Source organism: Neobacillus sp. DFD-2R (assembly GCF_057747865.1).
The window spans coordinates 3,357,236-3,382,914 of record NZ_CM173228.1 but is presented as its reverse complement, the minus strand read 5'-3'; the positions used below and the strand labels follow the sequence as shown (position 1 = coordinate 3,382,914).

The 25,679-nt window shown below is 36.8% G+C and carries 25 protein-coding genes and 1 pseudogene; 13 read left to right on the top strand and 13 right to left on the bottom strand.

The genetic code is table 11. The features are described 5' to 3' along the window. The first annotated feature begins 92 nt into the window (after positions 1-92). Together AC3ANV_RS16990 and AC3ANV_RS16985 are read left to right on the top strand one after the other, a co-directional pair. Positions 93-896, top strand: a complete 804-nt coding sequence (locus tag AC3ANV_RS16990; RefSeq protein ID WP_488309870.1) for a HoxN/HupN/NixA family nickel/cobalt transporter — start codon at positions 93-95, stop codon at positions 894-896. Positions 897-2,243: 1,347 nt separating this feature from the next. Further along, positions 2,244-3,638 (top strand): MATE family efflux transporter, encoded by a 1,395-nt coding sequence (locus AC3ANV_RS16985; RefSeq protein WP_488309869.1) that lies wholly within the window; start codon positions 2,244-2,246, stop codon positions 3,636-3,638. Between the two features lie 242 nt (positions 3,639-3,880). Here AC3ANV_RS16985 and AC3ANV_RS16980 read toward each other — a convergent pair whose 3' ends face one another. Next, on the bottom strand, positions 3,881-4,108 hold the full coding sequence (locus tag AC3ANV_RS16980) for a hypothetical protein (protein WP_488309868.1): 228 nt from the start codon (positions 4,106-4,108) through the stop codon (positions 3,881-3,883). Between the two features lie 251 nt (positions 4,109-4,359). Between AC3ANV_RS16980 and AC3ANV_RS16975 the strand changes: the two genes are divergently transcribed. Beyond that, positions 4,360-5,091, top strand: coding sequence for a gamma-glutamyl-gamma-aminobutyrate hydrolase family protein (locus AC3ANV_RS16975; RefSeq protein ID WP_488309867.1), 732 nt, complete (start codon positions 4,360-4,362; stop codon positions 5,089-5,091). Positions 5,092-5,180: 89 nt separating this feature from the next. On the opposite strand, the gene AC3ANV_RS16970 is transcribed toward AC3ANV_RS16975, so the two are convergent. After that, the gene (locus tag AC3ANV_RS16970) at positions 5,181-5,456 is read right to left on the bottom strand and encodes a hypothetical protein (protein WP_488309866.1); all 276 of its coding nucleotides are present in this window, start codon (positions 5,454-5,456) and stop codon (positions 5,181-5,183) included. A gap of 254 nt (positions 5,457-5,710) precedes the next feature. Beyond that, positions 5,711-7,072: an N-acetylmuramoyl-L-alanine amidase gene (locus tag AC3ANV_RS16965; protein WP_488309865.1), complete on the bottom strand. Its 1,362-nt coding sequence runs from the start codon at positions 7,070-7,072 to the stop codon at positions 5,711-5,713. Positions 7,073-7,342: 270 nt separating this feature from the next. On the opposite strand from AC3ANV_RS16965, the gene AC3ANV_RS16960 reads away from it, so the two are divergent. Beyond that, positions 7,343-8,587 carry an aminopeptidase P family protein gene (locus AC3ANV_RS16960; protein ID WP_488309864.1) on the top strand — a complete coding sequence of 415 codons (1,245 nt, stop codon included), beginning with the start codon at positions 7,343-7,345 and terminating at the stop codon, positions 8,585-8,587. Between the two features lie 92 nt (positions 8,588-8,679). Here the strand turns inward: AC3ANV_RS16960 and brnQ are convergent, their stop codons facing one another. Both brnQ and AC3ANV_RS16950 read right to left on the bottom strand, forming a co-directional pair. Next, positions 8,680-10,026, bottom strand: a complete 1,347-nt coding sequence (brnQ, locus tag AC3ANV_RS16955; protein WP_488309863.1) for a branched-chain amino acid transport system II carrier protein — start codon at positions 10,024-10,026, stop codon at positions 8,680-8,682. A gap of 100 nt (positions 10,027-10,126) precedes the next feature. After that, the gene (locus tag AC3ANV_RS16950) at positions 10,127-10,936 is read right to left on the bottom strand and encodes a TrmB family transcriptional regulator (protein ID WP_488309862.1); all 810 of its coding nucleotides are present in this window, start codon (positions 10,934-10,936) and stop codon (positions 10,127-10,129) included. A 452-nt stretch (positions 10,937-11,388) separates the two neighbouring features. Here AC3ANV_RS16950 and AC3ANV_RS16945 point away from each other — a divergent pair. Continuing rightward, positions 11,389-12,042 (top strand): annotated as a pseudogene (locus tag AC3ANV_RS16945) (transposase); the annotation flags it as partial. Between the two features lie 229 nt (positions 12,043-12,271). On the opposite strand, the gene AC3ANV_RS16940 reads toward AC3ANV_RS16945, so the two are convergent. The 4 genes from AC3ANV_RS16940 to AC3ANV_RS16925 all read right to left on the bottom strand — a co-directional run bounded on the left by AC3ANV_RS16940 (position 12,272) and on the right by AC3ANV_RS16925 (position 17,945). Continuing rightward, the gene (locus AC3ANV_RS16940; protein ID WP_488309861.1) at positions 12,272-13,732 is read right to left on the bottom strand and encodes an IS1182 family transposase; all 1,461 of its coding nucleotides are present in this window, start codon (positions 13,730-13,732) and stop codon (positions 12,272-12,274) included. A gap of 356 nt (positions 13,733-14,088) precedes the next feature. Then, positions 14,089-15,768, bottom strand: coding sequence for a NucA/NucB deoxyribonuclease domain-containing protein (locus AC3ANV_RS16935; protein ID WP_488309860.1), 1,680 nt, complete (start codon positions 15,766-15,768; stop codon positions 14,089-14,091). A gap of 580 nt (positions 15,769-16,348) precedes the next feature. Then, positions 16,349-16,543, bottom strand: a complete 195-nt coding sequence (locus tag AC3ANV_RS16930; RefSeq protein ID WP_488309859.1) for an IDEAL domain-containing protein — start codon at positions 16,541-16,543, stop codon at positions 16,349-16,351. A 310-nt stretch (positions 16,544-16,853) separates the two neighbouring features. Continuing rightward, complete coding sequence (locus AC3ANV_RS16925; RefSeq protein ID WP_488309858.1) at positions 16,854-17,945, bottom strand: GerAB/ArcD/ProY family transporter; 1,092 nt, start codon at positions 17,943-17,945, stop codon at positions 16,854-16,856. A 704-nt stretch (positions 17,946-18,649) separates the two neighbouring features. Between AC3ANV_RS16925 and AC3ANV_RS16920 the strand changes: the two genes are divergently transcribed. From AC3ANV_RS16920 to AC3ANV_RS16910, 3 genes are all read left to right on the top strand, one after another. Beyond that, positions 18,650-18,778, top strand: coding sequence for a YjcZ family sporulation protein (locus AC3ANV_RS16920; RefSeq protein ID WP_488309857.1), 129 nt, complete (start codon positions 18,650-18,652; stop codon positions 18,776-18,778). A gap of 71 nt (positions 18,779-18,849) precedes the next feature. Then, positions 18,850-18,939, top strand: coding sequence for a YjcZ family sporulation protein (locus tag AC3ANV_RS16915; protein ID WP_488309856.1), 90 nt, complete (start codon positions 18,850-18,852; stop codon positions 18,937-18,939). Positions 18,940-19,239: 300 nt separating this feature from the next. Then, a complete protein-coding gene (locus AC3ANV_RS16910) occupies positions 19,240-19,470 on the top strand; it encodes a hypothetical protein (protein ID WP_488309855.1) in 231 nt (76 codons plus the stop codon). Between the two features lie 100 nt (positions 19,471-19,570). Here AC3ANV_RS16910 and AC3ANV_RS16905 read toward each other — a convergent pair whose 3' ends face one another. Continuing rightward, positions 19,571-19,750, bottom strand: coding sequence for a Spo0E family sporulation regulatory protein-aspartic acid phosphatase (locus AC3ANV_RS16905; RefSeq protein WP_488309854.1), 180 nt, complete (start codon positions 19,748-19,750; stop codon positions 19,571-19,573). A gap of 1,350 nt (positions 19,751-21,100) precedes the next feature. Here AC3ANV_RS16905 and AC3ANV_RS16900 point away from each other — a divergent pair. Both AC3ANV_RS16900 and AC3ANV_RS16895 read left to right on the top strand, forming a co-directional pair. Next, complete coding sequence (locus AC3ANV_RS16900; protein ID WP_488309853.1) at positions 21,101-21,652, top strand: NADPH-dependent FMN reductase; 552 nt, start codon at positions 21,101-21,103, stop codon at positions 21,650-21,652. A gap of 339 nt (positions 21,653-21,991) precedes the next feature. Continuing rightward, positions 21,992-22,438, top strand: coding sequence for a DoxX family protein (locus tag AC3ANV_RS16895; RefSeq protein ID WP_488309852.1), 447 nt, complete (start codon positions 21,992-21,994; stop codon positions 22,436-22,438). Between the two features lie 337 nt (positions 22,439-22,775). Here AC3ANV_RS16895 and AC3ANV_RS16890 read toward each other — a convergent pair whose 3' ends face one another. Continuing rightward, positions 22,776-22,937 (bottom strand): hypothetical protein, encoded by a 162-nt coding sequence (locus AC3ANV_RS16890; protein ID WP_488309851.1) that lies wholly within the window; start codon positions 22,935-22,937, stop codon positions 22,776-22,778. A 19-nt stretch (positions 22,938-22,956) separates the two neighbouring features. Continuing rightward, positions 22,957-23,580: an NAD(P)-dependent oxidoreductase gene (locus AC3ANV_RS16885; RefSeq protein ID WP_488309850.1), complete on the bottom strand. Its 624-nt coding sequence runs from the start codon at positions 23,578-23,580 to the stop codon at positions 22,957-22,959. 198 nt (positions 23,581-23,778) lie between these two features. Here AC3ANV_RS16885 and AC3ANV_RS16880 point away from each other — a divergent pair, with 198 nt between their 5' ends. From AC3ANV_RS16880 to AC3ANV_RS16870, 3 genes are read left to right on the top strand one after another with little or no spacing between them, the layout of a single operon-like run. Then, a complete protein-coding gene (locus AC3ANV_RS16880) occupies positions 23,779-24,195 on the top strand; it encodes a BlaI/MecI/CopY family transcriptional regulator (protein WP_488309849.1) in 417 nt (138 codons plus the stop codon). Between the two features lies 1 nt (position 24,196). Further along, on the top strand, positions 24,197-25,045 hold the full coding sequence (locus AC3ANV_RS16875) for a M56 family metallopeptidase (RefSeq protein ID WP_488309848.1): 849 nt from the start codon (positions 24,197-24,199) through the stop codon (positions 25,043-25,045). A gap of 18 nt (positions 25,046-25,063) precedes the next feature. Beyond that, positions 25,064-25,225, top strand: coding sequence for a hypothetical protein (locus AC3ANV_RS16870; RefSeq protein ID WP_488309847.1), 162 nt, complete (start codon positions 25,064-25,066; stop codon positions 25,223-25,225). Positions 25,226-25,316: 91 nt separating this feature from the next. On the opposite strand, the gene AC3ANV_RS16865 is transcribed toward AC3ANV_RS16870, so the two are convergent. Continuing rightward, on the bottom strand, positions 25,317-25,460 hold the full coding sequence (locus AC3ANV_RS16865; RefSeq protein ID WP_488309846.1) for a YjcZ family sporulation protein: 144 nt from the start codon (positions 25,458-25,460) through the stop codon (positions 25,317-25,319). Between the last annotated feature and the right edge of the window lie 219 nt (positions 25,461-25,679).

Sequence of the window (25,679 nt, the reverse complement as noted above, 5' to 3'; positions counted from 1 at the left end):
AGGAACAAGATTGACAGCACGGCTGATGATCATGTTTGGAACATCCTTGAGAAAGAAGAATAACAGTTTTTTGGAGAGAGGGGAAAACATTATTGGAATCGATTTCTTTAATTTTACTCGTATTTGTGTTGGGGCTTCGGCATGGATTGGATGCTGACCATCTGGCATGTATCGATGGTTTAACACGTTATAATTCGCGTATGAATAGTCCAATCGCCCGCTGGGTGGGCACGCTATTTTCCTTTGGACACGGATTGGTTGTAGCAAGTATAGCGATTATTCTCGGTGTTTTTATTAAGGACTTTAAGATCCCTCTTTACGTTGATACACTTGTAACCTGGATATCTGTTTTATCACTTTTTAGTATCGGTACATTAAATATCTATAATCTTTTGCGGACAAAATCAGCATCGAACGAAAATTTCCAGATTAGTGGAATCAAAGGAAAGTTTCTACCACGTATTGTTCAAGAAACTACGAATCCCTTTTTAGTCATTCTGATTGGCGGATTATTCGCAATGGCTGCTGATACGGTTAGTCAAACGTCAATGTGGGCAATCGCAGCAGGAAATTCGAAAAGTTATATGCCATTCATTTTGGGAATCATCTTCATGTTTGGGATGATTTTAACAGATACGTTTGATTCATTGGTTGCATTTCGCATGATTAACCAATCGAATCGATTAGGACAATCAGCCTCAAGAGTTATGGGATGGGTAATTGTCGCTTTGGCATATGGGGTTTCCTTTTATGAAGCATTTACGTTTTTCTTCCCTTGGGCTGAACTGGATTTCGAAATGCTAGGCATCATTATTTTTGTATTATTGGTTCTTTGTTTTGGATTCGTAAGCTTTCGATCAAAAAAACAGACTGGTATGGCATTAAAAAATCAATAGATTTTTCTATTTTATAGGTTCGGGGCTCTAAATTTAAACCTCGTCATAAAAGTAATTAACAGCAGCATCTAAAACTATCAGGTTCACGTCAGAGGTGGAAACATTAAAATCAGAAAGAGAAACACACGGTAAATTTCGTGTGTTTTTTGTTGTTATAGCAAGGTTTCTATACACTTATACACCCTTTTCGCATATGAATTCATAGTGTAATTCCAAAATAATTGGACAAGATGTGAATTTGGCGTGATTTAAGGTGATAATTCAAGCGAGTATTTGAACATATAGCTGATATTTACAATGCGAAAGCGGGTGGTCTGAATGCCAGGTTAATTCGGACAGGGCAATAAGGAAATCGCTTATGACAGTCCGAATGAGGGTGGTATTCGGACAGTCCGAGCAGAAATTTGCCTGTGATAGTCCGAAAGCGGGTGGTATTCGGACAGTCCGAGCAGAAAATAGCCTGTGATTGTCCGAATGAGGGTGGTATTCGGACAGACCAAGCGGAAAATAGCCTGTGATAGTCCGAATGCGGGTGGTATTCGGACAGACCGAGCAGAAATTTGCCTGTGATAGTCCAATGCGGGTGGTATTCGGACAGACCAAGCGGAAAATAGCCTGTGATAGTCTGAATGCGGGTGGTATTCGGACAGACCGAGCAGAAATTTGCCTGTGATAGTCCGAATACGGGTGGTATTCGGACAGTCCGAGTAGAAATTTGCCTGTAACAGTCCGAATGCGGGTGGTATTCGGACAGACCGAGCAGAAATTTGCCTGTGATAGTCCGAATACGGGTGGTATTCGGACAGTCCGAGCAGAAACTTGCCTGTGATAGTCCGAATGCGGGTGGTATTCGGACAGACCAAGCGGAAAATAGACTGTGACAGTCCGAATGCGGGTGGTATTCGGACAGACCAAGCGGAAAATAGCCTGTGATAGTCCGAATGAGGGTGGTATTCGGACAGTCCGAGCAGAAAATAGCCTTTGATAATCCGAATGAGGCTGGTATTCGGACAGTCCGAGCAGAAATTTGCCTGTGATAGTCCGAATGCGGGTGGTATTCGGACAGACCGAGCAAAAATAGCCTGTGATAGTCCGAATGTGAGGCTAATTCGGACAGGCCAATCAAAAACTTGCGTATACCATTTTTCATAATATCAAAATTGAAAGCTGATTGATTCAATTCGAATCAATCAGCTTTTTTATTTATGGCATGAAAGAACCGGGCTCAAACCTTTGAAGAGTAAGAATTACAAAAAAATACAGATTTATTTCGGTATCCGTGATATAATAACCCATATTATTTTGTCAATTTGAATTACAATACATTCGACGAAGAAGTGATGAGTAGTGAATAAAGCAGAACTGAAAATAAAGCATAAAACCGTTTTTTTCTTAGATAAATATTTTACGGGAGAATCGATCGACTATAAGCAAATGATTGCGATCATCATTCCCATATTTGTCGACCAGGCATTTTTAGTATTAATGAGTTTTTTAAATACCGCGATGATCAGTTCTGCAGGAGTTGCTGCCGTCAGTGCGGTAAGTATGGTAGATTCATTGAATATTTTCCTGGTCAATGTTTTTATTGCTGTGGCAACAGGCGGGACCGTTATTGTTGCGCAATATAAAGGCAACGGAAACACAGCGATGGTATCCAAAACTGCCACACAAGCAATAACTGCAGTGACAATATTTTCGTTATTCATCAGTGCACTCGTCATCCTTTTTCATATGCCAACCTTGAACCTCCTCTTTGGAAAAGCGGAAGCTGATGTCTTTCAAAACGCAAAAATGTATCTCATCGGCAGCTGTATTTCCTATCCGTTCATTGCCATATTTGAAGCTGTATGTGGCTCATTGAGAGGTGTGGGAGAAACGAAACCATGCTTAAAATTATCTTTAATAATGAATGTAACGAACACTTGTCTTAATGTTTTGTTCATTACGATGTTTCATATGGGTATTAAAGGGCTCGTGATGTCTATCATTCTAGCCAGAATTTTGGGAATGGCTGTTTCATTGCTCTATATTATAAAGTACAATAAGGCCTTTCGTTTCCAACTTAAAAAGGCCTTGCACTTTGATTTTTCCATTCTAAAGAAGGTTATGTTTATCGGTCTTCCCTTTGCTGCAGAACAAATATTTTTCAATGGCGGAAAGCTGTTGACACAAACATTTATCGTCCAATTAGGGACACTGGCGATGACATCCTATGCCATCGGTAATTCAATTGCCGTGTTATATCAAATTGGTCCCAATGCTCTCGGTATTTCTGCCGTAACAGTAGTGGGTCAGTGTATCGGTCGAAGGAACGTTGAGGACGCAAGGAAATTTATTATTTCGTTGATTGGCCTTGCCTCGATCCTGTTTGTACTTGCAGATGTACTGTTTTTGCCACTTTTTCCGTTCATGATAAAAATGTTCCATCCATCTGATAAAATAATTCCAACCGTCTTTACGATGATTTTGATATCTGCCATTACACAACCGATTTTTTGGTCACCTAGCTTTATTATGCCATCCGCATTACGGGCAGCCGGAGATTCGAACTTTACTTCGATCGCATCTTTATTGTCTATGTGGCTTTTGCGGGTAGTACTTGGTTATATTTTAGGAATTACCTTAGGATTTGGAATTATAGGTGTTTGGGCGGCCATGACTGTTGAGTGGGGCGTTCGAGGTATTATTTTTGGATGGAGATTCAAAGGGAAGAAGTGGTATGCTCATAAGCTCGTTTAAACGTAAACATTACAGAGAAGATTAATAGAAGAGTAACCATGGTAAAGACATACCTTCAGGACATGATGAGTGCTGTTCAATACTTTATAAGGAAAATAAACAATAAAAGTAAAGAGCCTATTCCATAAGGAAAGGCTCTTGATTTTATAAATTGTAATTTTAAACCCTGGACGCGGTTTTGGTGAAGGTTTAAAAAAGAATTTATATATATGAAGAAGTAATAATTTACAAAACAGATACAATTATCTTTTTTTCTTTTTGGTATCTATTGCTGCTTTTGCTGCCGGTTGATTTTTATTTACTTGTTCAAACATTACCTCTACATGAATGACGTTTTCCTCAATGTTCTTAACATTTAAAACTTTTCCTTTGCGACCTTTAATTTTTATAGCTTCATCGACAGAAGGAATTTGGTTTAGCAGCTGAGTTAATACAATCGTCTTTTTTTCCAAAAAATGAACGACAACCATATTTAGTCACTCCCTTTATTCAAAGTTAGTTACAAAAAAGAGAATAAGATATTTTATTATAAAGACATTCATCATCTTTTTATAAATATTGTTTAAAACTCAGATTTAGACCCAACTCATTAATAAATGGTTATTAAGATTTTAATAGCTTTCGTTCTTCTTACTATTTTTTTATGCTATATTTTTGAATAATGCAATCATTTGAAAATATTACTATTGTTATGAAAGAAACGTTTACAGGGGGATCAAAGATGAGTGAAAAACCAATTATTGGGATAACGGGTGCCTATGTCCATCATAACGAATTCATGGAAGGTGTCTATATACATCATGATTATCATAAAAGTGTTGCCGCCAATGGAGGAATACCGATAATTCTTCCTTTTATTAACGCTGAGATAGCACTTGAAACGCTACCTCTATGTGACGGAATTATCCTCAGTGGGGGAGAGGACGTTGACCCAAAATTTTATGGTCAGGATCCACATCATAATTTAGGGCCTACGATAGCAGAGCGGGATTTGGCAGAGATCGCAATTGTGAAATACGCTATTGAGAAAAATATTCCACTTCTTGCGATTTGCAGAGGGGTACAAATTTTGAATGTCGCACTTGGCGGAACATTAATACAGGATATCCCGAGTCAAGTCAAGGAACCGATTCAACACTCACAGAGGATTGATAGAAGTCGGGATACCCATTGGGTGACCATCTCCAAAGACAGTAAGGTATTTCAAATAATCGGTTCTGATAGAGTAAGAGTAAATAGTCTTCATCATCAAGCAATTGATAGGGTGGCGAACGATTTGCGTGTAGTCGCCAAAGCCTCTGATGGAATCATCGAAGCTGTAGAGTATTCACACCCAACTACCTTAACGATTGGTGTTCAGTGGCATCCTGAATCAATGGCAAGTATAGACGAATCAATGAATAATTTGTTCGCAGAATTTATTAAAAGCAGCTCGAAGATTCCGGGTATGTAAGATATTCGGTATGTTAACTCTAGTTGAATAAGATTTTAAATTTAATTAAAGAAAGAGACAGTATGATTGTCTCTTTCAAAAAAATTAAATTATTTATGTCTTACTGTATTCCAGTCAATTTTATTTATTGTTAGAGTTTTCGTACATTTATAATCACTGTTATACTTTTTAATCAATGAAACTATTTGAGCCTTAGTCTTACCCGTTACAGCAGAAGTTGGATGATGAAACATATAAGTGCAATTTGCCCGGTAAAAATGTCCACCAAGTCTGTCAGTTCTTCCACTATGAGCAGAAGCATTATTGATCCCTACATTTGCTACTAATAATACAGATAATAAGAATCCAATTAAGTATTTCTTCAAAGTTGTCACCTCCTTATAAAAACAATATAGCATATTTTGGTAAGTTATATATAGTAATTAAAAGGATAATAGAATAAATTGCATATTATTCTGGTTTAATGTCAAATGATGTAATAAAAAGGTTATATAATCCATCTAATCTAATAGGCTTTAAATAGGTAAGCTATATCATAGGAATATAGCTTACCTTATTTTCATAATTTCGGAGCTGTCAGAAAGAGGGCCGGATTCAGTGTATGAATCCGGCCATTTGGTTATTTATTCATTTCATTAAGAATCGTATCCAGATTCTGCTTAGTGAAATTGATCATTTTTCCGTAGAGGCTCAAAATGGTTTGCCCGTAGCTTGTACCTGGAAGGGCCCATTTTCCGTTTAAGGCGGTCCACGTTGGAGCAGATCCTCTTTTAACTAGATCAAATCGGGGATCAATCAGCGGATATTGATTTGGTAATGGCTGGGTGGAAGCATAACCATACAGGTGCTGAAGGTGAGCAATTACCCCTTCCGCCGGAGTTTTAAAGCTTGCACTTGGATTGTTAGGTCCTGTTGCTCCTAACCCGGCATAATTATTTTGCTCAGGCTTAGCGACTCCGGTAAAACGGAAATAGTCGGTTTCTATCAAGGCCTGTGCAAAGGCGATGTCGCCTCGGATTCCATAATATTCCCCGAAGGTTAAATAATAGCTACCTAATTCGATGGCGTTTGGATTGACTGTTTTGACAAAAAGATTCATGTGTTCCGGGGACAAATAAGTCGGCCCGAGGATAGAATATCCGGTTGGTGTGGGTTCTGGCGGCGGCGGGACAGGACTTGGGTTGGGAGCTTCCGCAACAATGAAGGCGTCCGTCATTCCAATGTTTTGAAGTTCTTGCAAACGAGCTTCGGCATTAGTAAGGCTTGAAAAAGCGCCGGCTTGTGCGCGGTACCAAGTTTCACCGGAAATTGTCGTCGTCACTACAATAGCTTCGATACTCTTTGAGTGAAGAAACGCGACACGCTTGTCCGCATTTTCTTTTTGCTTGAATGATCCGGCAATTACTTTGTAAATGGTTCCGGCAGCATCTGATTTAGGCTTTAGGTTAAATGCTTTTGCAATACCATTTGCATGTCCCTGGGCAACATTTTGGCGCCAGGATGTTTGTTTCATTAGGGCGGCATCGTGTTCATTATCGATAAAACCGTTTTCGGATAGTAAGGCTGGCATGGACGATTCACGGAGAACATGGAAATCGGCCTTTTTCTTTCCGCGGTCATTTAGCTGATTCAATTTGATTACCTCAGCATGAATAATATCCTGATATTTTGCGGTCGTAGAAGTGTCTGATAAGTTGCTGTAGATATAGTCCTCGTATCCTTGGGCAGTGCCATCGGAGGCATTGATGTGTATAGCCATAAAAAAGTTGGCGCCCCAGGAATTAGCTTCATTTGTCCGCTGGCTTAGGTCTTTTGTGATATCGCTTGTCCGGCTCATCATAACTTCAATATTTTCATAACTAGTTAATAGGATCGTACGTATTTTCAATGCAATATCCAGGGTAATATCTTTTTCAACTAATCCATTACCTTGGGCACCCGGATCATTGCCGCCATGACCTGGATCTAAATAAAGTTTCATTTTAATCACCTCACTTTTTATTAAAAAAGTTATACCTTATATGGTATGGGGGAAAATGATATTCGTTCGAATGCCTGCCCTGTATTTGCTGTGGATTTTTATGTTAAAAGGCAGAGAGATGTTCCATTCCACAAAATTGTTAACTCATTTAGATTGAAGAAGATGAATGGTTATTTTATAAAAGTTCAAAACCAAACTTTAGTATGAATTTAATCACAGTATAGTAGAATTAAAGTATGTAACTACATATTTTTGAAGAGGGGTATTGAAATGCTAAAGGATTTTTATGTGGAAAATCGTAATCGTTTATATGAGAAGCTGGAAGACGGTTCATTGCTTGTTTTGTTTGCCGGAAAAGCACCGCAGAAATCTGCCGATGAGTCCTACCCGTTTGTGCCAAACCGTAACTTTTATTACGTAACAGGTATTGACGAACCGAATATTATCTTTATCGCCCTTAAATTAAATAAAAAAGTAGAAGAATATCTATTTATTGAAAAATCAGATCCAATACTGGAAAAATGGGTAGGAAAGACGATCTCAAAAGAAGAAGCAGAGGAAGTCTCCAGAATAAAGAATATACTATTTATCGAACAATTTGAATCTCTATTGACCCGGACGCTCTTTACAAACCCACTAACGAATGTATATCTGGATTTGGAAAGAAGAGAGTTAGATACAGTAACGACAAAATCACAACAATTCGCAGCTAAACTACAGACAAATTATCCTTTCCTGCAAATTAAAAATGTGTATCCGGAAATTTGTGAGTTACGCGTCTTGAAAACACCTGAAGAAATCGAGGAAATCAAGAAGGCCATTGCGATTACGTATGAAGGAATTAAAAACGTATTGAGCCATGCCAAAGCGGGAATAAAGGAATATCAGCTTGAAGCTTATTTAGATTTTACGCTTAAGTCAAATGGGGTAAAACATTATGCTTTTCCTACGATTGTAGCAGCCGGTAAAAATGGGACGGTTCTTCATTATGAAAAAAATAATACAACCATTGAAGAGGGAAGCCTGGTCCTTCTTGATTTAGGGGCACAATATCACTATTACAATGCCGATTTAAGTTACACCTTTCCAGTGAATGGCAAGTTTACCGAAAAACAAAAAACGTTTTACAATATTGTTTTAAAAGCGTTGAGAGAAACCACAGAACTAATTAAGCCTGGTGTCCCTTTTGCCAAACTGAATGAGCATACGAAGAAAATCCTAGCTGAAGAGTGCATAAATGTCGGATTGATTAAGGAAGAAAGTGAAATAAGCAAATATTACTATCATGGTGTAAGTCATTTTCTTGGGCTGGATACTCATGATGTTGGTGATTATAAAGATATGGTCTTACAGCCGGGAATGGTGATTACTGTTGAGCCTGGTCTATATATCGAAGAAGAAGGAATCGGTATACGGATTGAAGATGATGTTTTAGTGACGGTAGAAGGTCATGAGGTTCTTTCAAAAGATATATTCCGGTCTGTTGAAGAAATTGAAGAATTTATGAATAAATAAATTAGTGATTCTTTTACTTTTCTTAGGACTACTCAGTATTTTATCAAAAAGAACTGTAGGAAAAACGCAACAGTTCTTTTTGATAGTGACTCCTAATAGTTCTTCCTATCACCATTTGGCCAAAAATAGCCGATGATAGTTCCAATTAAAGCGGGTATAATCCAGCCAAGACCAATGCCGTAAAGTGGCAGGTAATCCATGTAGAATGCTTTAATTGAATCAAATAATGAGACGGTCGCATTTGGTAAATTAGCGACTAATGTGCTGTAGCCGTCGAAAAAACTGACAAAGAAAGTTAGTAACATGGAGGCTGCATAAACGCTTTGTTTATTACTAAATAATGGCGAGCTTAGGGTCAATAGAATAAGAACAATAGCTAGCGGATAAAGGATCATTAATACCGGCACCGCGAATTGAATGATATTGTTTAAGCCGAAGTTTGCGATTATAAATGAAACGATACATAGTATTAGTACAAACCTTCTATAACTAACTTTAGGAAATACATTATGGAAAAATTCACTACAGGATGTAATTAGTCCAATGCTTGTTTTTAGACAAGCAAGTACAATAATAATTGCCAGTAAAATCGTGCCGAACGATCCATAATAGTGCTGAGCAACTGCTGCAAAAATCTGACCGCCATTCTCAAATGATCCAATAGCGAATATGCTCGATGCCCCCATATACGTAATAAGTCCGTAAATCAGCATCATTAAAGCCATCGCGAAAATGCCGGATTTCCATGTTGCTTTGGCTATATCCTTCGTGTTAGTGATGCCTTGTCCCTTAATGGCATTGATGACAACAATACCAAATGCGAGTGATGCGAGGGCATCCATTGTATTATAGCCCTCTTTAAAACCTGTTATGAAAGCCAGCTTAATATAGTCCCCTGAAGGTTTTCCGAAATGACCCATTGGCTTGACGATGGCAGTAACAATTAAAACAAATAAAAAGACTAGAAATGCAGGTGTTAAATATTTTCCAATATAGTCCATAACTTTTGCAGGATTAAGTGAGAAATAGTAAACAATGGCAAAGAATACGAGGCTAAAGAGACCGAGCCATAAGCTAGCATTTCCATGATTTATGTACGGTTCAAAACCGACTACAAATGGTACGGTTGCTGTTCGTGGAATGGCGAAAAAGGGTCCAATTGTTAAGTAAAGTGCAATGGCAAAGACCACACTAAACAGCGGATGTACTCTACTGGCTAAATCACGAAGACCGTTACTTCCGGAAAGTCCAATCGCTAATATACCCAAAAAAGGTAGACCAATGGCTGTTACTAAAAAGCCTATTAATGCTGGCCAAAAGTTTGTTCCGGCAAGTTGTCCTAATTGGATAGGAAAAATCAAATTTCCAGCACCAAAGTACATTCCGAAAAGCATTGTTCCGATGACTACATAGGTTGAAAACGATATTTTTTGTTGCATATAAATTGCTCCTTCTAGTTGTAATAATCACAATTTTTCTCCTGTTTTATAGGAATTATTTCTCTAACTACTATAAAATAATGAAAGAAAATACAGCTCCTTATTCGAACCGTTTTCCTGTAACCACATAATACAAATCTGGATTATTTTTCCAAAATGATTGAACTTTATCTTCTCCTACTATCTTAGTTAGCTCCCCAAAAGCAATATCATGTCGAATATATTCAATGGCTACTAAAACGAGAGCGGGGTCTTTGGTCTTGACTGCCCAAGCTGTTGTATGAGGGGCAAATTGAGCAATTAAAACTTCTTCATTATCCCTAACAACTATTGTTAAACGACCACCCATACGTTTTTCAGTGATATCCGGTGCCATGTAATTGTGATGAAAGGTAACCCCAAGTTGCATGTCAGGTTCTGAAAAAAGCATGGAAAAAACTTTGATTCCCTCTTGAACTCGTTTTTCGATTAAATCCTTAACTGAGGATGACTGTGGGTTCCAAATTGACATCCACACTTCTTCTTTTGCCTTATTAATTATATCCAGGATTTCAGTCATTACATGCTCGTCGCTTTTTAAACGCCAAATTACATCGGTATCCCTTTCATTTTCTAATTTCTTTAAGCTATTCTCTAAAAAATGAAAGGATTCATCGAAATTTTTACGTAATCGCTGGATTAACTCTTCTGCAGGAAGAGGAACGTATTTCGCGGGTTCAGAAGGGACTGTATAAATGGCTCCTTTATCCAAAAGTTTCCCTAGAACTTCATAGATCATTGAACGTGGTACACCCGATCGCTTACTAACCTCATACCCTGTCACAGGTGAATTTTTCAACAAATTTATATATGCCTTACATTCATATTGCGAGAAACCTAATTTTTGTAGTTCTTTAATAATCTCATCCATTTTGACTCCTTTGGTAATTCTTTTATTAGTAGTTAGAATAATAATCACTATATATTTTTGCTTATAACAAGTCAACTGTAATTATAATTCTAAAATCCCAGTTATGGTAAAAAAGAGGTATGATTATAAAAAATAGCACGCTAATGCGTGCTCGGGCTGTCGAAAAACCTTCGGCAGCCTCTTGTTTATTTATTTGCTTTAACAATTCACCGCGTTAATTTGTTATAATATTATTGGTATATAGGCTTTTAAACAGGTCTGTTGATTGGCGCTCCAGGCACTTCGCTTTCCGCGGGCGTGCAGGGGAGCCTCCTCGTCGCTTCGCTCCTGCGGGGTCTCCCCTGCCCCGTACTCCCGCAGGAGTCTTCGTGCCTTCCGCGCCAATCAACAGAGTGTTTTCAATAAAGACCTCCAACTAAACTAATAAATAATTAAAATAAGTGGTGAAATCAATGTTTAAGCCAAAAGAGTCTAGCCAAAGTGAATTTGAATTTGTATCTATTGATGAATTGGTACATGATGACCATCTTCCTCGTTTGATTGATAAATATATTGATTTTTCGTTTCTTCTTGAAAAGATCCGTCCTTATTACAGCGATGATAATGGACGCCCTACTGATCCCTTTATTCTTTTTAAAATGATGTTTATTGGTTATATTTACGGCATTCGTTCTGAACGTCAACTAGAAAGGGAAATAAGAACAAACGTTGCCTACCGCTGGTTTTTAGGTCTGAAATTCAAGGACCCAGTACATCATCACTCTACGATTAGCTGGAATCGTCAACACCGGTTTAAGGATACAAATATTTTTCAGGAGACTTTTGATGAGATTGTTCTTCTTGCAATGAATCACAAGATGGTCGGCGGTCGTGTTTTATTTACAGATTCAACTCATTTAAAGGCAAATGCTAATAAACACAAGTTTACAAAACAAGAAGTGGAAGTGGATACTCGAGAATATTTTTATGACTTAAACAAGGCGATAGAAGAGGATAGAATTAAACACGGAAAAAAGCCATTAAAAGAAAAGGAGGAAGTGAAAGAGACTAAGGAAATTAGAGTAAGTACAACAGACCCTGAATGTGGTTTTATGTCGCGTGAAAATTAGAAAAAGTGTGTTGCAATACTTTAGGTTGATTTCCCTCCCTGTTGATTGGAGCGGAGGGCACTCGACTCCTGCGGGATAGAGAGGTCACTGGAGACCCCGCAGGCGCCAAAGCGAGGCCACTGAAAATCTTACGTTTTTTATTTTTAATATTGGAAGTTGGTACAAAAAAGGCAGTTTGTTGTCCAGATTCAGACAACAAACTGCCTTTTTCCTTGTTAATTTGTCCTTATTTTTTCTCCTGAAGGAGCTTCAGAATCCGCTTAATATTGACTGCGAATATCGCTGTTGCTCCTTGAATCTCCATACCTAATAGACCCGCGGATGACGCTATATCATACCCGTGTCTGTGTTTCAGTTCACTATTTTTTGCTTCAATTTTATAGCGAGTTTTCGCTAGTTCTTTAAATGCTTCCGTATTTTGGAACTCTTCTTGATCTAGATGTTCTGTTGATTTGATGGTTACTGAATAGGTCTTACTTTTCGCTCCATCTTTATAACATCCTTCACTGAAAGGACAAACTTGACATTTTTTAATGTCAAAAAGGTACTTAATCCTAGGGTTTTTATCTTGACCCTTTCTTGCTTCAAATTTTTTTCGAATCGCCATATGTCCTGCTTTACAAACATACATTCCTGCATTTTTGTTAAATTCAAACTTATCCTCTTTTGCGCGAGTACCATGTGTAATATGCGGATGTAATTTTGAAACCAGTGTTAGCTCATGCTCTTTTGTATAGAGAATATTATTTTTCTCGGAGTAGGCTGTATCCCCAATGATCGTATCAATTTCCATTCCAGTGGCTTGGCTTTTTTCAATTAACTCCTGCATGTTTTTTCCATCACTTTTTTCACCTGTTGTCACAACAGCTGCAGTTATTATCCGTTCGTCACTCATTGCGATATGTGTTTTATAGCCAAAAAAGGAGGAGTCTGCTGTTTTATGTCCTACACGTGCATCTGGATCAGCTGAAAAGTTTAGTTGTTCTGTATAATCTTCCACTACTTCTTTTAGCACATTTAATTTTTCCTTAACGACTGGAATTGTAGCGATTTGAGGTTCTGATTCAACCACAGAAATTACTTCACGACAATAATTTAGTTCATCTGTTACTTCGTTAGAAGTTGTTTTCGGTGGAAATTTCTCTTTCATTGATTCATCAATTTGATAGACGGCTTTTCTAACATTTTTTGATTTCTCTTGTAGAAATTCCTTCGGTGCCTTTTGGTTATAACGCGCTTTTGTATGTGTGGCATCCATAATAATTGTTTTACTTTTAATGATTTCTTTTTCAAGTGCAATCTCAACTGTTTTTCCAATAAGCATATCTAATAAACCCACATCTTGGAGACGGAGCCTACGGAATTTCGTTAAAGAGCTAGGGTCAATTACAGGATCTTCCGGTGCCATGTCGAGGAAATACTTAAACGACATATCATATTTAGAACGTTCGACTACATCTACATCTGACAAATCATGAATCGATTTGAGCAATAGATATTTAAACATACGAATTGGTGACACTGCATTTCGGCCGTTATTAAGGCAATATTTCGCTTTTAATTCCTCGATAATGAAAGAAAAGTCCACTAGTTCATTGATTTGGCGAAGCATATTATCTTTTGGAACAACAAGATCATAAATAGCAATATATGGACTAAAATTGAGAGAGTCTTGATTGGAAATCATTTTGATACCACCTACATAATTTAATGTCATTATTATAAGGCAAAAAGACAGTTAAAGGTTTGATTAAATCAAACCTTTAACTGTCTAATAATAAAAAAGGACTTTTTCAGTGGCCTCCGCCAAAGCGCCGAGGAGGCTTCAGGACCTCCCCGCGCGGAAAGCGAGTGCCCAGAGCGAAAATCAACAGGCCCATTTGCATGGACAATCAATAAATTTGGTATTTGGATTCTGACATAATAAAAAATTGCCGAGAAAAATACCCTTTCTCGACAATCTGAGCACGCTAATGCGTGCTGTTTTTTTGTTAAATTATAAAAAAACGCAGCAGGTTATCTGCGTTTTCGCCTCGAACGCACTTAAGGGATTGCGGTCACATGTACGGTGAAGCTTTTTCCTCCGGTATTGGTTGGGTTGGCGATGTATAAACCATCACTCTTTTTAAGATCGGTAATTGATCCGTCATGAAGGTCTGAAAAAATCGTTTCATCGATTCCGAAGCTGTCGTCATGCATGACATCAAAATGGGCATCCGCCGGTCCATCTGTAATGGTCCATTTTAGCTTGGTTGCATAGGGCGGAATATTGTCGATTTTAAAGTTGCCGCTTGAACGATGGTCTTGGCCCTCTTGAGGTGCTCCTTCTGAACGAATCGATGCAACTTCAGCCGGTGCTTCAACTTGAACGTAGAACGGATCTTCATCGAGAATCCGGTCGTAGGCATACCATGATCCCAGCCAAGATCCTGCTGCCTGATTGGATTGTGAGGAAATGAGACGAATCGAGAACCAGTCCTGTCCACTCATCGCTGATCCTTCCCATGTTGAAGCAAAAGGAAATTCATCGCATTGCTTGCCTGTCCGGTCTTCATTCTTAAACTCCCGATCGCACGTAGCCCTTGTTTTATTCCTGTTTTTCGCATACTCTTCAGGATGTCTTCTCGGATACATGCGTGTCAGCGGCCTGTCACCTAAAGCACCGGGAATTTTTTTCCCAAGAACAGTAGGTATCGTTTGTTCCGGATGCTCCATCGCAAACTTCCAATGCTCACCTGCTTCCTGCAGAATCGAAAAATCTGGATTCGTAATGGGAACATCTAATACAGCATCTGTTCTGCTGAATATCGCTCCATTGCGAAAATACTGGTCAGGAAAGGCAAACATGTATTTAGCTGAATCGAATCGGACTGTTTGTTTAATGCCATCGATTGTTTTCATGAATTTTCTTGGTGCATGCGTAACGGTGAGTTTTGGCCAGAATTCCATATATCCAATTTGATCAGGATTGATATCATCTGCCGGGGGTGCATCTGAAAGAAAGTTCTTTACACCATAGTTGTTATTTTTCCATTGCGCAATCGTTCGTTCAACAGCCGGCGTTTCCGGATCTGATTTGCAGTCGCCCGCACTAATTTTGGGATCACAGCTAAAATCGATTTTTAGCTTAGCTCCATTTAATGCCGGGTTAGTGACCATAATGTCGTCAATGTAGTAGACGACGCGCATTTTTCGGTCATGATTGGAACCATATCCGATTTCGGTAAATTGGAATTGAACTCCATCGTAGAAACAAAAGCCGAACTGGCATTTCCTCGGTACTTGATAGGTGGCGACATGAGACCAGCAGAATGCATAATGGTTTTTTATCCATCCTTTTTCAGATCCGCTAGTATTATTTTGGCGGCACTCATCGGAAGTAGTAATATAATCATACTCGAATTTTGGCGGGAGCCATCCCTCTGCTGTCAGCTGTGGTACACCTGGCTGTGATTGGTACGATGCAGAACTCTTTTGATCTGCTTGTCTCATTTCTTTTAACGTCTTAAGTCCTTGACTGGCTTGTGGCTGTGCAGGTTTTATACCTGCTTCTTCTACTGATTTCCCTTGTTCCAGAAACTGGGTAGCCTGCTTAACATTAGCGTCCTGGAGCCAATAACCGCCGCCCTGTGGATTGGATTGAGCTTGAGCTGGAGTTAAAATTCCCATCGTCAGGAAAATGGTAAAGACGATGGATAGAACATACTTGCTAAATTTAGACATAAAATTCCTCCTTTGTATTTTTTTACCATTTGAATATACACCACTTTCTAAAATAGAAATAATGTCTTATGAACTAACTTCATTCTCCTTTATATTGATGCTTTTTCGAAATGGAAGCGGATTGGAAAAGATATAGGACTAACATAAAAAAACGGTTTTTTCCTTATCGTTAGTAGGGGTAACCGGTTTCAAAACAGTTGAAGTTTCGAGATGCTATCAGGACAATTTTCATACATAAAAAATTAGGCGATGTTTCAATCGGGAATTTCTTAACATGTAAAAACACATACTTATTTAAGAAATTTTTAACGAAGTCATTGATGGAAAACATCATCAACAGAAATTGGTATTAAGTCGGAGGGCATAAAGGTAATGGTGAATGGAAGAAGATTGCGGATGTGAGAGTCGATGTCCCAAATTTATGAACCTAACACTCTATAAAACAGAAGGAGATTAAGCCTTAAAAAGTACAGTTTATATAGGGGGGATAGTATATAGGTACTTCGATTATAAGCAGTATAAAAGGATCTTCCAGTCGAAGATCCTTTTATACTGTTTATAAGAACGATTACATACAATATTAAGAAACTTTCTTTAATTCCTCTGTTAATCGTAGGAATTCTGCTTTATTATTGTCTCGTAAGGACAGGTCGATTTTCTTTTGAATTTTCTCTTTTCGAAAATCACGCAGGGCTTTGTCTAACACCATTTCAGCAAGTAGAGAATCCATGATATTAACTTCCGGTTGTGGAGAATTTAGCAAATTCTTTTCCATAAGAAATCAGCTCCTTGACCTTTTTTCTATTATACTAAATATTTTCGGACTATTCAAATATTTAAAATTTAGTAGAGTAACAAAATGATTACAAAGTTTATATTTAATATCGTTACTTCATTTGTTCGATTCCCAAATTGTAGTGCTACTTAATAAAAGCATTTTAAGGGGTTTTTTGATCGTAATTCGATAACATTTTCACAGCTGGAACCGTGTCACGACAGGGCCATTCCGAAAAAAAAATGATTCCATTTATTTCAATCTGCTCCTCCTATTTTTCTTAACTGTGGAAGAAGGGTTATCAAGATGTTCATAATTTTTTCTTTACCTTCTTCACAATCAATATCAGAAAAAAAAGTAAAGGAATGTACCCATAATTTATGAAAATGGCTATTTTCCCCGCATAATCCATCAGTGAGTGAATTTGCTGACGTGTCTTAAGAAAATTAGTGGTGATTATTACGACCATTGATAATAAAAGGATACCATATTTTTGCTGTAGATTGGCCACCCTTCTTACAATGCGGCTGGCACACCATAGGTCAATACAAAAAGTGGGTAGAACAATGAGATTCCAATTAGCGATACCGATGTATTCAAATCTCTCGACAAAAGGCATTTTCACTATTTTCCACATCGTCAAAGTTGCCCAGATGTTCTTTTGCAGCTGTCCCTCTGAAAAATAAGCAAAGGTTACAATAGTAAGAATCGTATAGAGAATAGTAGTAGAAAGGACACTCAGATGGGCCCATTTCTTAGATTTTTGCGGTTCTTTGATAAACGGATAAACAATTAATAGTACCTCGTAGCCAAGATAAGTGAATGACATTTGATAAGATGCCCTTATCAAATCCATGATCGAGTGGTCAAAGATCGGAAGTAAGTTTCTGACATCGGCATAAGGTATGGTAAACAAAAAAGTGAATATTAAATAGGCCGGAAGAACAGATCCAAAGAATGCCACACCTGTTACGGTTCTAAACCCTCCGAAAATAATGTAGATGGCTAAACCACAAAAACCCAGGGAATACCAAAAGGTACCCATATCCTGAAACATCCATGATTGAATGACCTCAATATAAGTCCTAAGAGTTGTGATAGCGATAAGGGTAAAATAGATAACGAATGGCAGAGACATCAATTTGCCCATTTTCTTTCCAAATACGAAAGTATGAGCTGTCATTATATCCCCATTAGCCGTTTCTGCAATTTTGTAAATCATCCCTAGAATGACATGGATACTTAAACCGGCAATAATAACTGCTATCCATGCATCATATCCTGCGGTTTGGGCGATTTTGCGCTGGAAGCCAAGGACTCCTACGGCAAACTGCATTGCATGGACTATAAAAAAAACTAAAAAAGGTGATATTTTTGCTTTTTCAGGCACTAATTGTTCCATAGCGCTTCCTCCGGTTCCTATTCGTCAATATCTCTTTTTTTCTGTTCTTACATGGGGTAAAACGAATAGGGGGTAGTGTCCTTAAAGCTTGTATCCGTTTTGATTGTTTGCTGAACGGGAGCATGCTAAGAGAATCTTAAGGTCCAAAAAAAATGGAAAGAGTAAACGAATGGAGTTGTCCATTTTATAAACCGGCGTGGTAAGGATGTAAGCACAGCTAGTGCCACGATGGGTAAAATTTAAACCAGCCCATCCTGTCTTCTCATCGCCGTCAACCATTTTGTATTTAACATTTCCACGTTTGGAAAAATTATGAATCAATCTGCTGTAAAAAATGTTGAAAAGGTTATAGTTCGGAGTAAGGGAAAATGGGTCATTATTTTATAAAGTAAATGGAAAAGGAGCATAACGAAGTCATTTATGAGAAAATTAGGGTTTTTATATTTAATTTTCATAAATCAGCACTTGTCCACTCAGTTTTTTTTCAAGTGAATATGATATTACTACCACCAAAAGCAGTATCATCAGCATTAATACATTACCTCTAATGAGCGTTTGCTATAATAGCAGACGTTTCTTTGCATTTGTAGGAAAATCGATGTTTTTATCCAACTATATGATGATTGTCCAATCAAATCTTGTCTAAAAAAATATAAATAAATAGTAACAGTGTTTATCTTTGAATCCAATAGGTGGTGAAAATTATGGGTTTTGGATACGGTTGGGGCTATGGTGGTTATGGCTACGGCGGTGCCTTCTATGGAGGTAGTACTTTTGTTTTAATCGTAGTATTGTTCATCCTTTTAATTATTGTACTTTCCAGTTGGTGTTAATTCTACCTATAACAAACGGTAGGATTTGGGCCAGTAAACTCATTAACTAACAAGTGCTGGAGGTGTTGTATATGAGCCACGGATCAGGTAGTTCATTTGCGTTAGTCGTTGTATTGTTCATTCTTCTTATCATCATCGGAGCTTCTTTCATGTTCTATTAACTATAGAGGGTAATATGAAATGGATTAGGAAAAAGGCTCTGGTAAAGGGTCTTTTTTTATTTACCTACGCAAATCAATTCTTCCCGAATCTTATCAAGAATTTTAAATGAGTCTTAATAGAAAAAATCCAAAAATGTGCGGTAAATTATTTTCCTAAAACTAATGAAAGTTAAAACATTTGTTTGAGTATTATAAATATTCAGTTAAATATAGAGACATTTTATAATCGCTTATTTATAATGGTGTTAAGGTGATTCTTTTGACCAAAAAAAGGTTTTTCCATAAGGAGAGATGTAAGTAATGGATTTTTATGAAAAGTTACCTACTGATTTTTTAATTGCTTTTTATGACGAAATGATGAAAAACATTGAAAAAGGATTATTAACGAAAAAAATGTATTATGAGTTAGGTCTAATCATTTCAGTTGCTCGTCATAGGGGTATTACATTAGAGCAACCATACGACTTTGAACAGATAGTCGATCAAAAGAATCTCGATGATTTCATTCAATTAGCACAAAATATAACGTAAAAAAGGATGTTTCACAACAATCTTTGGACTTCACCTATGTACCATCAAAAGAAAATCAAAAAATCCCCATATTCATAATGGGATAATACGGGACTTTTAATCAAACTTCTGTATTTTGTTGATTTTTACTTTTTTGATACATTGTAATAAGCTCGTCTAATTTCCGACTGCAACAAAGGGTGTCAGCACTATTTAATCCGGTTTTGTCAGCAATTAGGATCAAATTCTTTCTCATCTGATTGATCCGGTTCTCTAGTTCCTCGATCTCGTTAACCATCATACATTCCCCTGATTCTCTTTAACTGTTTAATTCGATAAATTAATTTTCCGCGCAATTATTATTATGCGAAAAATTTTATATAAATGGAATACATCTGACAAAACCCCTTAAAAAATTACAAAAAATTCTGTTGATTAACGAACCAAGGGCTATAAGAAAGAAGTGAGAGCATTTAAGTTTTCTCTATTAACATCTTGTTTAATCCAATAGTTGGAAATGATTTTATGAATTATGCTTTGTCACCTATAACGCCTTCATTTAAACTGATAATTTCGTAGAAAAACCAAAAGTTAAATATAACAGCAAGATATCAAAAAGTGTTTTAGAGGTTCAATTGAAAGTAATGTGATTAGTCAAGAATTGAAAGGAGGAAAGATGATGAATACGTAAGTGGATTATTATGGATTATCCTTTTTAAAATAATTCAAATGTTTAAATAGATGGATAAAATATGCAAAAAAAAAGAGCTAATTGCTCTTAGCTTAGTATCAGCCCCACCTACGCTGAATACCTTGATGGCCACTGTTGCCATCCGACCCAATTTAAATTATATATGAAATCGCTTACAAAATCAATAAATATGCAAAGTTAATTATATTTATTATTTAACAACCATCAACTCTCGGATAAGCAGATCCAACTCAACTGGTGCTTTTTTTATGAACAAAACTAAGTGGATTACAGCATTTATTATTTAATGACTTTACTCGCCTAAACCCCGTCGTTTAAATTATTACGCAGAGAAAAACCTGTTTTTCCTAAAAATGCAAGAAACGTCTGCTGTTCAAGCAAACGTTCTTTAGAAGGAAATGTTTATGCAGATGTTAATGGCTTTGGTGTAGTAATAATATATGTACAAGATAATAAATTGAATGGACAAGTGCTGAATTAAAAATAAAAATTTTCTTAAAATAAGGCTTAACCCCAATGGTTATTCTCTTGAACTGATGCATAAGCTAAAGTAGCCGAAAACCCATAGCCCAGTCGAACCACCATAGCTTTCCATTCCACATAAACCCTAATGGGAATAGTCTCAAACACAAAAAAGCCCCACTCATTAAATTTAGATATTAAAACATGGGATAGGTAGTCCAATATGAGAGCTAACTATCCTTTTTATTTTTATAATTAATTACATAATGATGATTGATAACTTGGGCGTCCTTCCTGAATTGGGCAGATTACTGGAATAACGGTAATACTTTTTCTTATTCAAGAAATAGGAGGTTAGTTCAACAAGAGGTAGCTAATATATGATTGTTTTGAACTTAATTTTTTTGTGAATAAAAAGGAAAATTTCAGGGGATTCAGAATATATTTGTGAAGTATTTAAATAAGGAGGCAGAAATAATGACAATTGAAAAATTAAACATTGGGATTATCTTAGGAAGCACTCGTCAAGGTCGAGTCAGTCCTCAAGTAGGGGAATGGGTAAAAGGGGTTGCTGACAAACGTGGAGATGCTAATTACGAAATTGTAGATATTGCTGGTTACCATTTGCCGTTTTTTGGGACAACTGATGCGACAGACCCAGCAATTGCAGCTTGGAATGAAAAGCTTTCCAACTTGGATGGATTCGTATTCATTGTTCAAGAATACAATCACAGTATCACAGGGGCCTTGAAAAATGCACTCGATTTAGCTCGTGTGGCATGGAACAACAAGGCTGCAGGTATCGTAAGTTATGGTTCAACCGGTGGCGCTCGTGCAGCTGAGCATTTACGTGGAATCTGTGCAGAATTACTAATAGCGGATGTGAAGACTCATCCTACATTATCTTTATTTACAGATTTTGAAAACTTTACTACATTTAAACCAGCTCAATTGCATCTTAATAATGTCAATTTAATGCTTGACCAAGTTATAGCCTGGAGTGGTGCATTAAAAAACTTGAGAAAATAGTGATAATTGTTAAGTCATCTGTGACCCGAATATCAAACGCGTAATTGTTAAGTAATTTAATCCCAATTTCTCATTTATATCGCTGAGAAATTGGGATTTTTAATATTGGAATATCCTTAACTTTGTAAATATGTGCTGGCGGTGGACAAACAAAGTGGAAAAGATTTCAAGCGAGTTCAATACCAATTACTAAAGCGGATATTACAGTGAAGGATTTGAAACAAATGGAACCTATACTTTTAACAGTTTAATGCTGCTCTATTTCTTAGGCTCAGGCTTGAAATTAGATGTAAATTACACTACAATATGTAGTGTGTGATATTGAAAGGAGAAATATTAATGAGAAATAGTAAAGAAATTGGTTCAACATTATTAAGGATTGTATTAGGGATTATTTTCTTTGTACATGGTCTGTCAAAATTCCAAGGTGGTATTAATAATGTTGCAGGATGGTTCCATACTTTAGGTATTCCTAGTTTCATGGCTTATCTAGTTGGAACTTTAGAATTAGTTGGGGGAATCGCACTAATATTGGGGTTGGGTACAAGAGTCATATCGGCATTACTTGTGTTTAATATGGCGGGTGCTATATTGTTTGTAAAATTACCCGCGGGTTTTTCAGGTAATGGAAAGATGGCAGGTTATGAATTTGAGTTATTATTAATGATTGTAGCTCTTAATTTAGCACTAAGTGGTAGCCGGTTTTTGTCAATAGATTGGATTATTTCCAAGTCAAAAGGTACCGATAAAATTGTAAAAGATCAAAAGGTAAAACGGGTTATTTAATTTTATGAAATTGGATTATTGGACTAGCTTTTAGTTGTCTCATGCTCTATCCATGATGAAAAATTTACAGGAGTTTAAATTCGGTGATTACATATTATTGATTTGTAACAATGATGCAGTTTACCCAGCGATCTCTACTCAAAAATTTCTTGGAAAATACGCAGTGGGATGGTAAATGTATGCTACTAACACATTCGATGTGCGGATTTTCACATAATCCTTGTGTTGACAAGTCTATTCGGATATATAGCCCCCATTAGGGGGTTTTATTTATATAACGTTAATAGCTTAAATAAAGCTTAGGAACCTATACAGTTAGGTTAAAGTTGAACAGTTATCAGTGTTTAAACTTTTTTGGAAATTGTTTAATTATACCTTTAGTTAGTGTGTCTGCCAATTTAATAATATGGTCTTCACCAGCATCATAAGCAAATATTTCAGCATGCCAATCTTTTTTAATTCTTGCTACAACTTGATCGGTAATCAATTTCAAATGCATATATAACAATTCCTTTTTGTCAATAACTAATCCCTAAGGAATGCCTTATTGACGTTTGATCTGAAATCAGCTTTAACATAAAGTCAGCTACATCTGCACGGGAAATCTTTGGTATGACACCTACGTCAATAAGTTCCCCGGTTTTGTAGTTACCCGACTTTGGTCCATTTGTGAGAGTTACTGGTTGCACCAAAGTCCAATCTAAATCACTCTGTTTTATGTACTTTTCCCCTATAGTTTTATCATCGAACGTATTCTTCAAAAGTGTGTTATAGATTAGTTTAAGTAATATGGGTACATCTTTTGAACTGCTACCAACACCAAATGCAGACATAATAATAATTCGTTTGCTATCGCTCTTTTTCATTGCATCCACAATGTTTTTCGTGCCCACGGAAAAGACATTTCCTTTGAGCGATTTTCCATTACCAAGAGCACTCATAATCACGTCATGCCCTTGTACTGCATCTAATACCGTTGTCGGATATAATACATTACCTGTGATTACAGTTAAATTAGGATGCCTTATTGCTAACCTCCCTGAATTTCGTACGAACGCAGTGATTTCATATCCCAATTCGAGACCCTGACCAACAATTTGTTGACCGGTAGGTCCTGTTGCCCCGAAAACCAATATTTTCATTGTGTACCACTCCTACAGCATATTGATTAGTTTCGCATTATTCATATAGTAACAGAAGGTGTCGGATAAATTAATTAATTTATAGTTAGTGTCATTAAAATAGCGGCAACTGCGTCTGCCATTTATTTTGAACCATTTTTGCTAATTCTTTTCAATCATTTATTTTTACACTACAATGGGTAATGGAGGTGAAGAAATATGAGTATTAATAACTTTCGTTACGATCAGGTTGGTCTGAACCGTTTCTTTGGACCGTTGGAATCGAAAATCATGGAGATTTTATGGAATGGAAATGAAAAGAGTATCAAAGAGGTTCAACAAATAATAGAAAATGAGAAATCCATTAACTTTAATACAGTAATGACAGTCATGAATCGTCTAGTAGAAAAAAAAATACTTGAAAAGAGAGTGGAAGGAAGAACTTCACTTTTTAAGCCTATCAAAACAAAAGAGGAATTTATTGATGAACAGTCCAAGAAACTTACGGAAAACCTTTTAGACGAGTTTGGGGGAGTGGTTGTAAATCACATGCTTGATTCCCTGCAAGATATTGATCAAGACCTGCTCGAGAGACTTGAAGAAAAACTTGATCAATTAAAAAAAGGAAGGAAGTAAAATGTGGAAAAATAAGGCGATGGTGGTTTTTGGATGGGGTCTATGCTTTGCATTGATTTTGTGTATCCAAATGGGTTTGTATCTTGTCAATATTTTCTTTGGTCCTGCTGTATTTGATAATATTTTTCAGTTTTGTATTAGGATCTTTAAAAAAAATACCATTGAATACTTTACTGTATTACTACTGGTAAATAGCTATGTTGCCTATACTCTATTATTTATCTGTAGAAAGGTAATTCAGCAAGGTGTATATACCAGTAGATTGAAGAAAAAAATTGAATTTATTACCGATAAGAAGTTAACTGATGAAATGAATAAGAGGTTTAATCGAAGTAATGAGGATATTGTCGTCATTAATAGTATGAACCCAGTTGCGCTCACTTTGGGACTTAGGAAACCTATTATTGTCCTTTCTTCGAAAATAATAGATATATTAGACACTACGGAGCTGGAAGCAGTCATTCATCATGAGACAGCTCATCAAAATTATTATGATCCTTTAAAGGTCTTTGTTTTACAAACAATTTCGGAGGTAATGTGGTATATTCCTCTCACCAAGTGGGCTTATAAGAATTATAAAATTATAATTGAATTAGTCGCAGATGAATACGCGATTATGAGAATGGGAACTGAACTCGGATTAGGCAGTGCATTGTTAAAGCTGATTAAATCTAACTTGAATAGTAAAACTACACCTTTGTTTGTACCTTTTGCGGATGGGACAGTGGATTATCGACTTAAACAATTACTTGAACCACAATACTCACTTCCGATTAAGTTACAAACCACTTCCATCGTTCATTCGGCTAATGTGGTAATTTTGATCATGATTTTGATGGTAATTGTGTAACTGGGTGGGAGGAAACCAATGAAAAAACGACGCTTAGTCATAGCAGTCAATCAGCTAGGAAAGTTAATAGTGGATGTCGATAAGAAAAGGGATCAATGCCTTAAAACTTTGCATTGCTCCCTTTTCTTATGTTTATTTATATTGATTGCGATTTTAACTAATAATCATGAATATACGTAGATTACTTTATTTTTAAACGTTTAACCTCTTCGACCTAAATATAACTCTCAGGGCTTTTTTTATTCTTAAGATAAGCGTAATTGTTTTTTGCTTAGAAACAGATAACTGCTCCGACGATGATTAACAAGATAAATAATACAACGATTAAAGCAAAACCACCGCCGTAGCCAAAACCGCCGTAGCCAAAGCCACCGCAACCGTAGCCACCAAATCCACCAAAACCATATCCATCCATTTTATAGCCCTCCTTTTACTTATTCCTTACAAAATATGCTGAAAAATTAAGGAGGGAAGGGCTCTTTCACTAGAATTTTATGAGGACAGCCCAAAACCTTGTTACAAAATCCGCGTTATGTAGCGAATCAGATGAAAAAATTGGGTTCTAAAGCTTAACAATTTTGTGAGCTTAAATGATTGTCCTTCTTTTTTTGATATGGTGAAGAAAAGAAAGGTA

Coding starts and splice junctions, on each gene's coding strand:
- AC3ANV_RS16980 (WP_488309868.1), bottom strand. CDS start 4,108: ATGGTTGTCGTTCATTTTTTGGAAAAAAAGACGATTGTATTAACTCAG.
- AC3ANV_RS16975 (WP_488309867.1), top strand. CDS start 4,360: ATGAGTGAAAAACCAATTATTGGGATAACGGGTGCCTATGTCCATCAT.
- AC3ANV_RS16965 (WP_488309865.1), bottom strand. CDS start 7,072: ATGAAACTTTATTTAGATCCAGGTCATGGCGGCAATGATCCGGGTGCC.
- AC3ANV_RS16960 (WP_488309864.1), top strand. CDS start 7,343: ATGCTAAAGGATTTTTATGTGGAAAATCGTAATCGTTTATATGAGAAG.
- brnQ (WP_488309863.1), bottom strand. CDS start 10,026: ATGCAACAAAAAATATCGTTTTCAACCTATGTAGTCATCGGAACAATG.
- AC3ANV_RS16950 (WP_488309862.1), bottom strand. CDS start 10,936: ATGGATGAGATTATTAAAGAACTACAAAAATTAGGTTTCTCGCAATAT.
- AC3ANV_RS16940 (WP_488309861.1), bottom strand. CDS start 13,732: ATGATTTCCAATCAAGACTCTCTCAATTTTAGTCCATATATTGCTATT.
- AC3ANV_RS16935 (WP_488309860.1), bottom strand. CDS start 15,768: ATGTCTAAATTTAGCAAGTATGTTCTATCCATCGTCTTTACCATTTTC.
- AC3ANV_RS16930 (WP_488309859.1), bottom strand. CDS start 16,543: ATGGAAAAGAATTTGCTAAATTCTCCACAACCGGAAGTTAATATCATG.
- AC3ANV_RS16925 (WP_488309858.1), bottom strand. CDS start 17,945: ATGGAACAATTAGTGCCTGAAAAAGCAAAAATATCACCTTTTTTAGTT.
- AC3ANV_RS16920 (WP_488309857.1), top strand. CDS start 18,650: ATGGGTTTTGGATACGGTTGGGGCTATGGTGGTTATGGCTACGGCGGT.
- AC3ANV_RS16915 (WP_488309856.1), top strand. CDS start 18,850: ATGAGCCACGGATCAGGTAGTTCATTTGCGTTAGTCGTTGTATTGTTC.
- AC3ANV_RS16910 (WP_488309855.1), top strand. CDS start 19,240: ATGGATTTTTATGAAAAGTTACCTACTGATTTTTTAATTGCTTTTTAT.
- AC3ANV_RS16905 (WP_488309854.1), bottom strand. CDS start 19,750: ATGATGGTTAACGAGATCGAGGAACTAGAGAACCGGATCAATCAGATG.
- AC3ANV_RS16900 (WP_488309853.1), top strand. CDS start 21,101: ATGACAATTGAAAAATTAAACATTGGGATTATCTTAGGAAGCACTCGT.
- AC3ANV_RS16895 (WP_488309852.1), top strand. CDS start 21,992: ATGAGAAATAGTAAAGAAATTGGTTCAACATTATTAAGGATTGTATTA.
- AC3ANV_RS16890 (WP_488309851.1), bottom strand. CDS start 22,937: ATGCATTTGAAATTGATTACCGATCAAGTTGTAGCAAGAATTAAAAAA.
- AC3ANV_RS16885 (WP_488309850.1), bottom strand. CDS start 23,580: ATGAAAATATTGGTTTTCGGGGCAACAGGACCTACCGGTCAACAAATT.
- AC3ANV_RS16880 (WP_488309849.1), top strand. CDS start 23,779: ATGAGTATTAATAACTTTCGTTACGATCAGGTTGGTCTGAACCGTTTC.
- AC3ANV_RS16875 (WP_488309848.1), top strand. CDS start 24,197: ATGTGGAAAAATAAGGCGATGGTGGTTTTTGGATGGGGTCTATGCTTT.
- AC3ANV_RS16870 (WP_488309847.1), top strand. CDS start 25,064: ATGAAAAAACGACGCTTAGTCATAGCAGTCAATCAGCTAGGAAAGTTA.
- AC3ANV_RS16865 (WP_488309846.1), bottom strand. CDS start 25,460: ATGGATGGATATGGTTTTGGTGGATTTGGTGGCTACGGTTGCGGTGGC.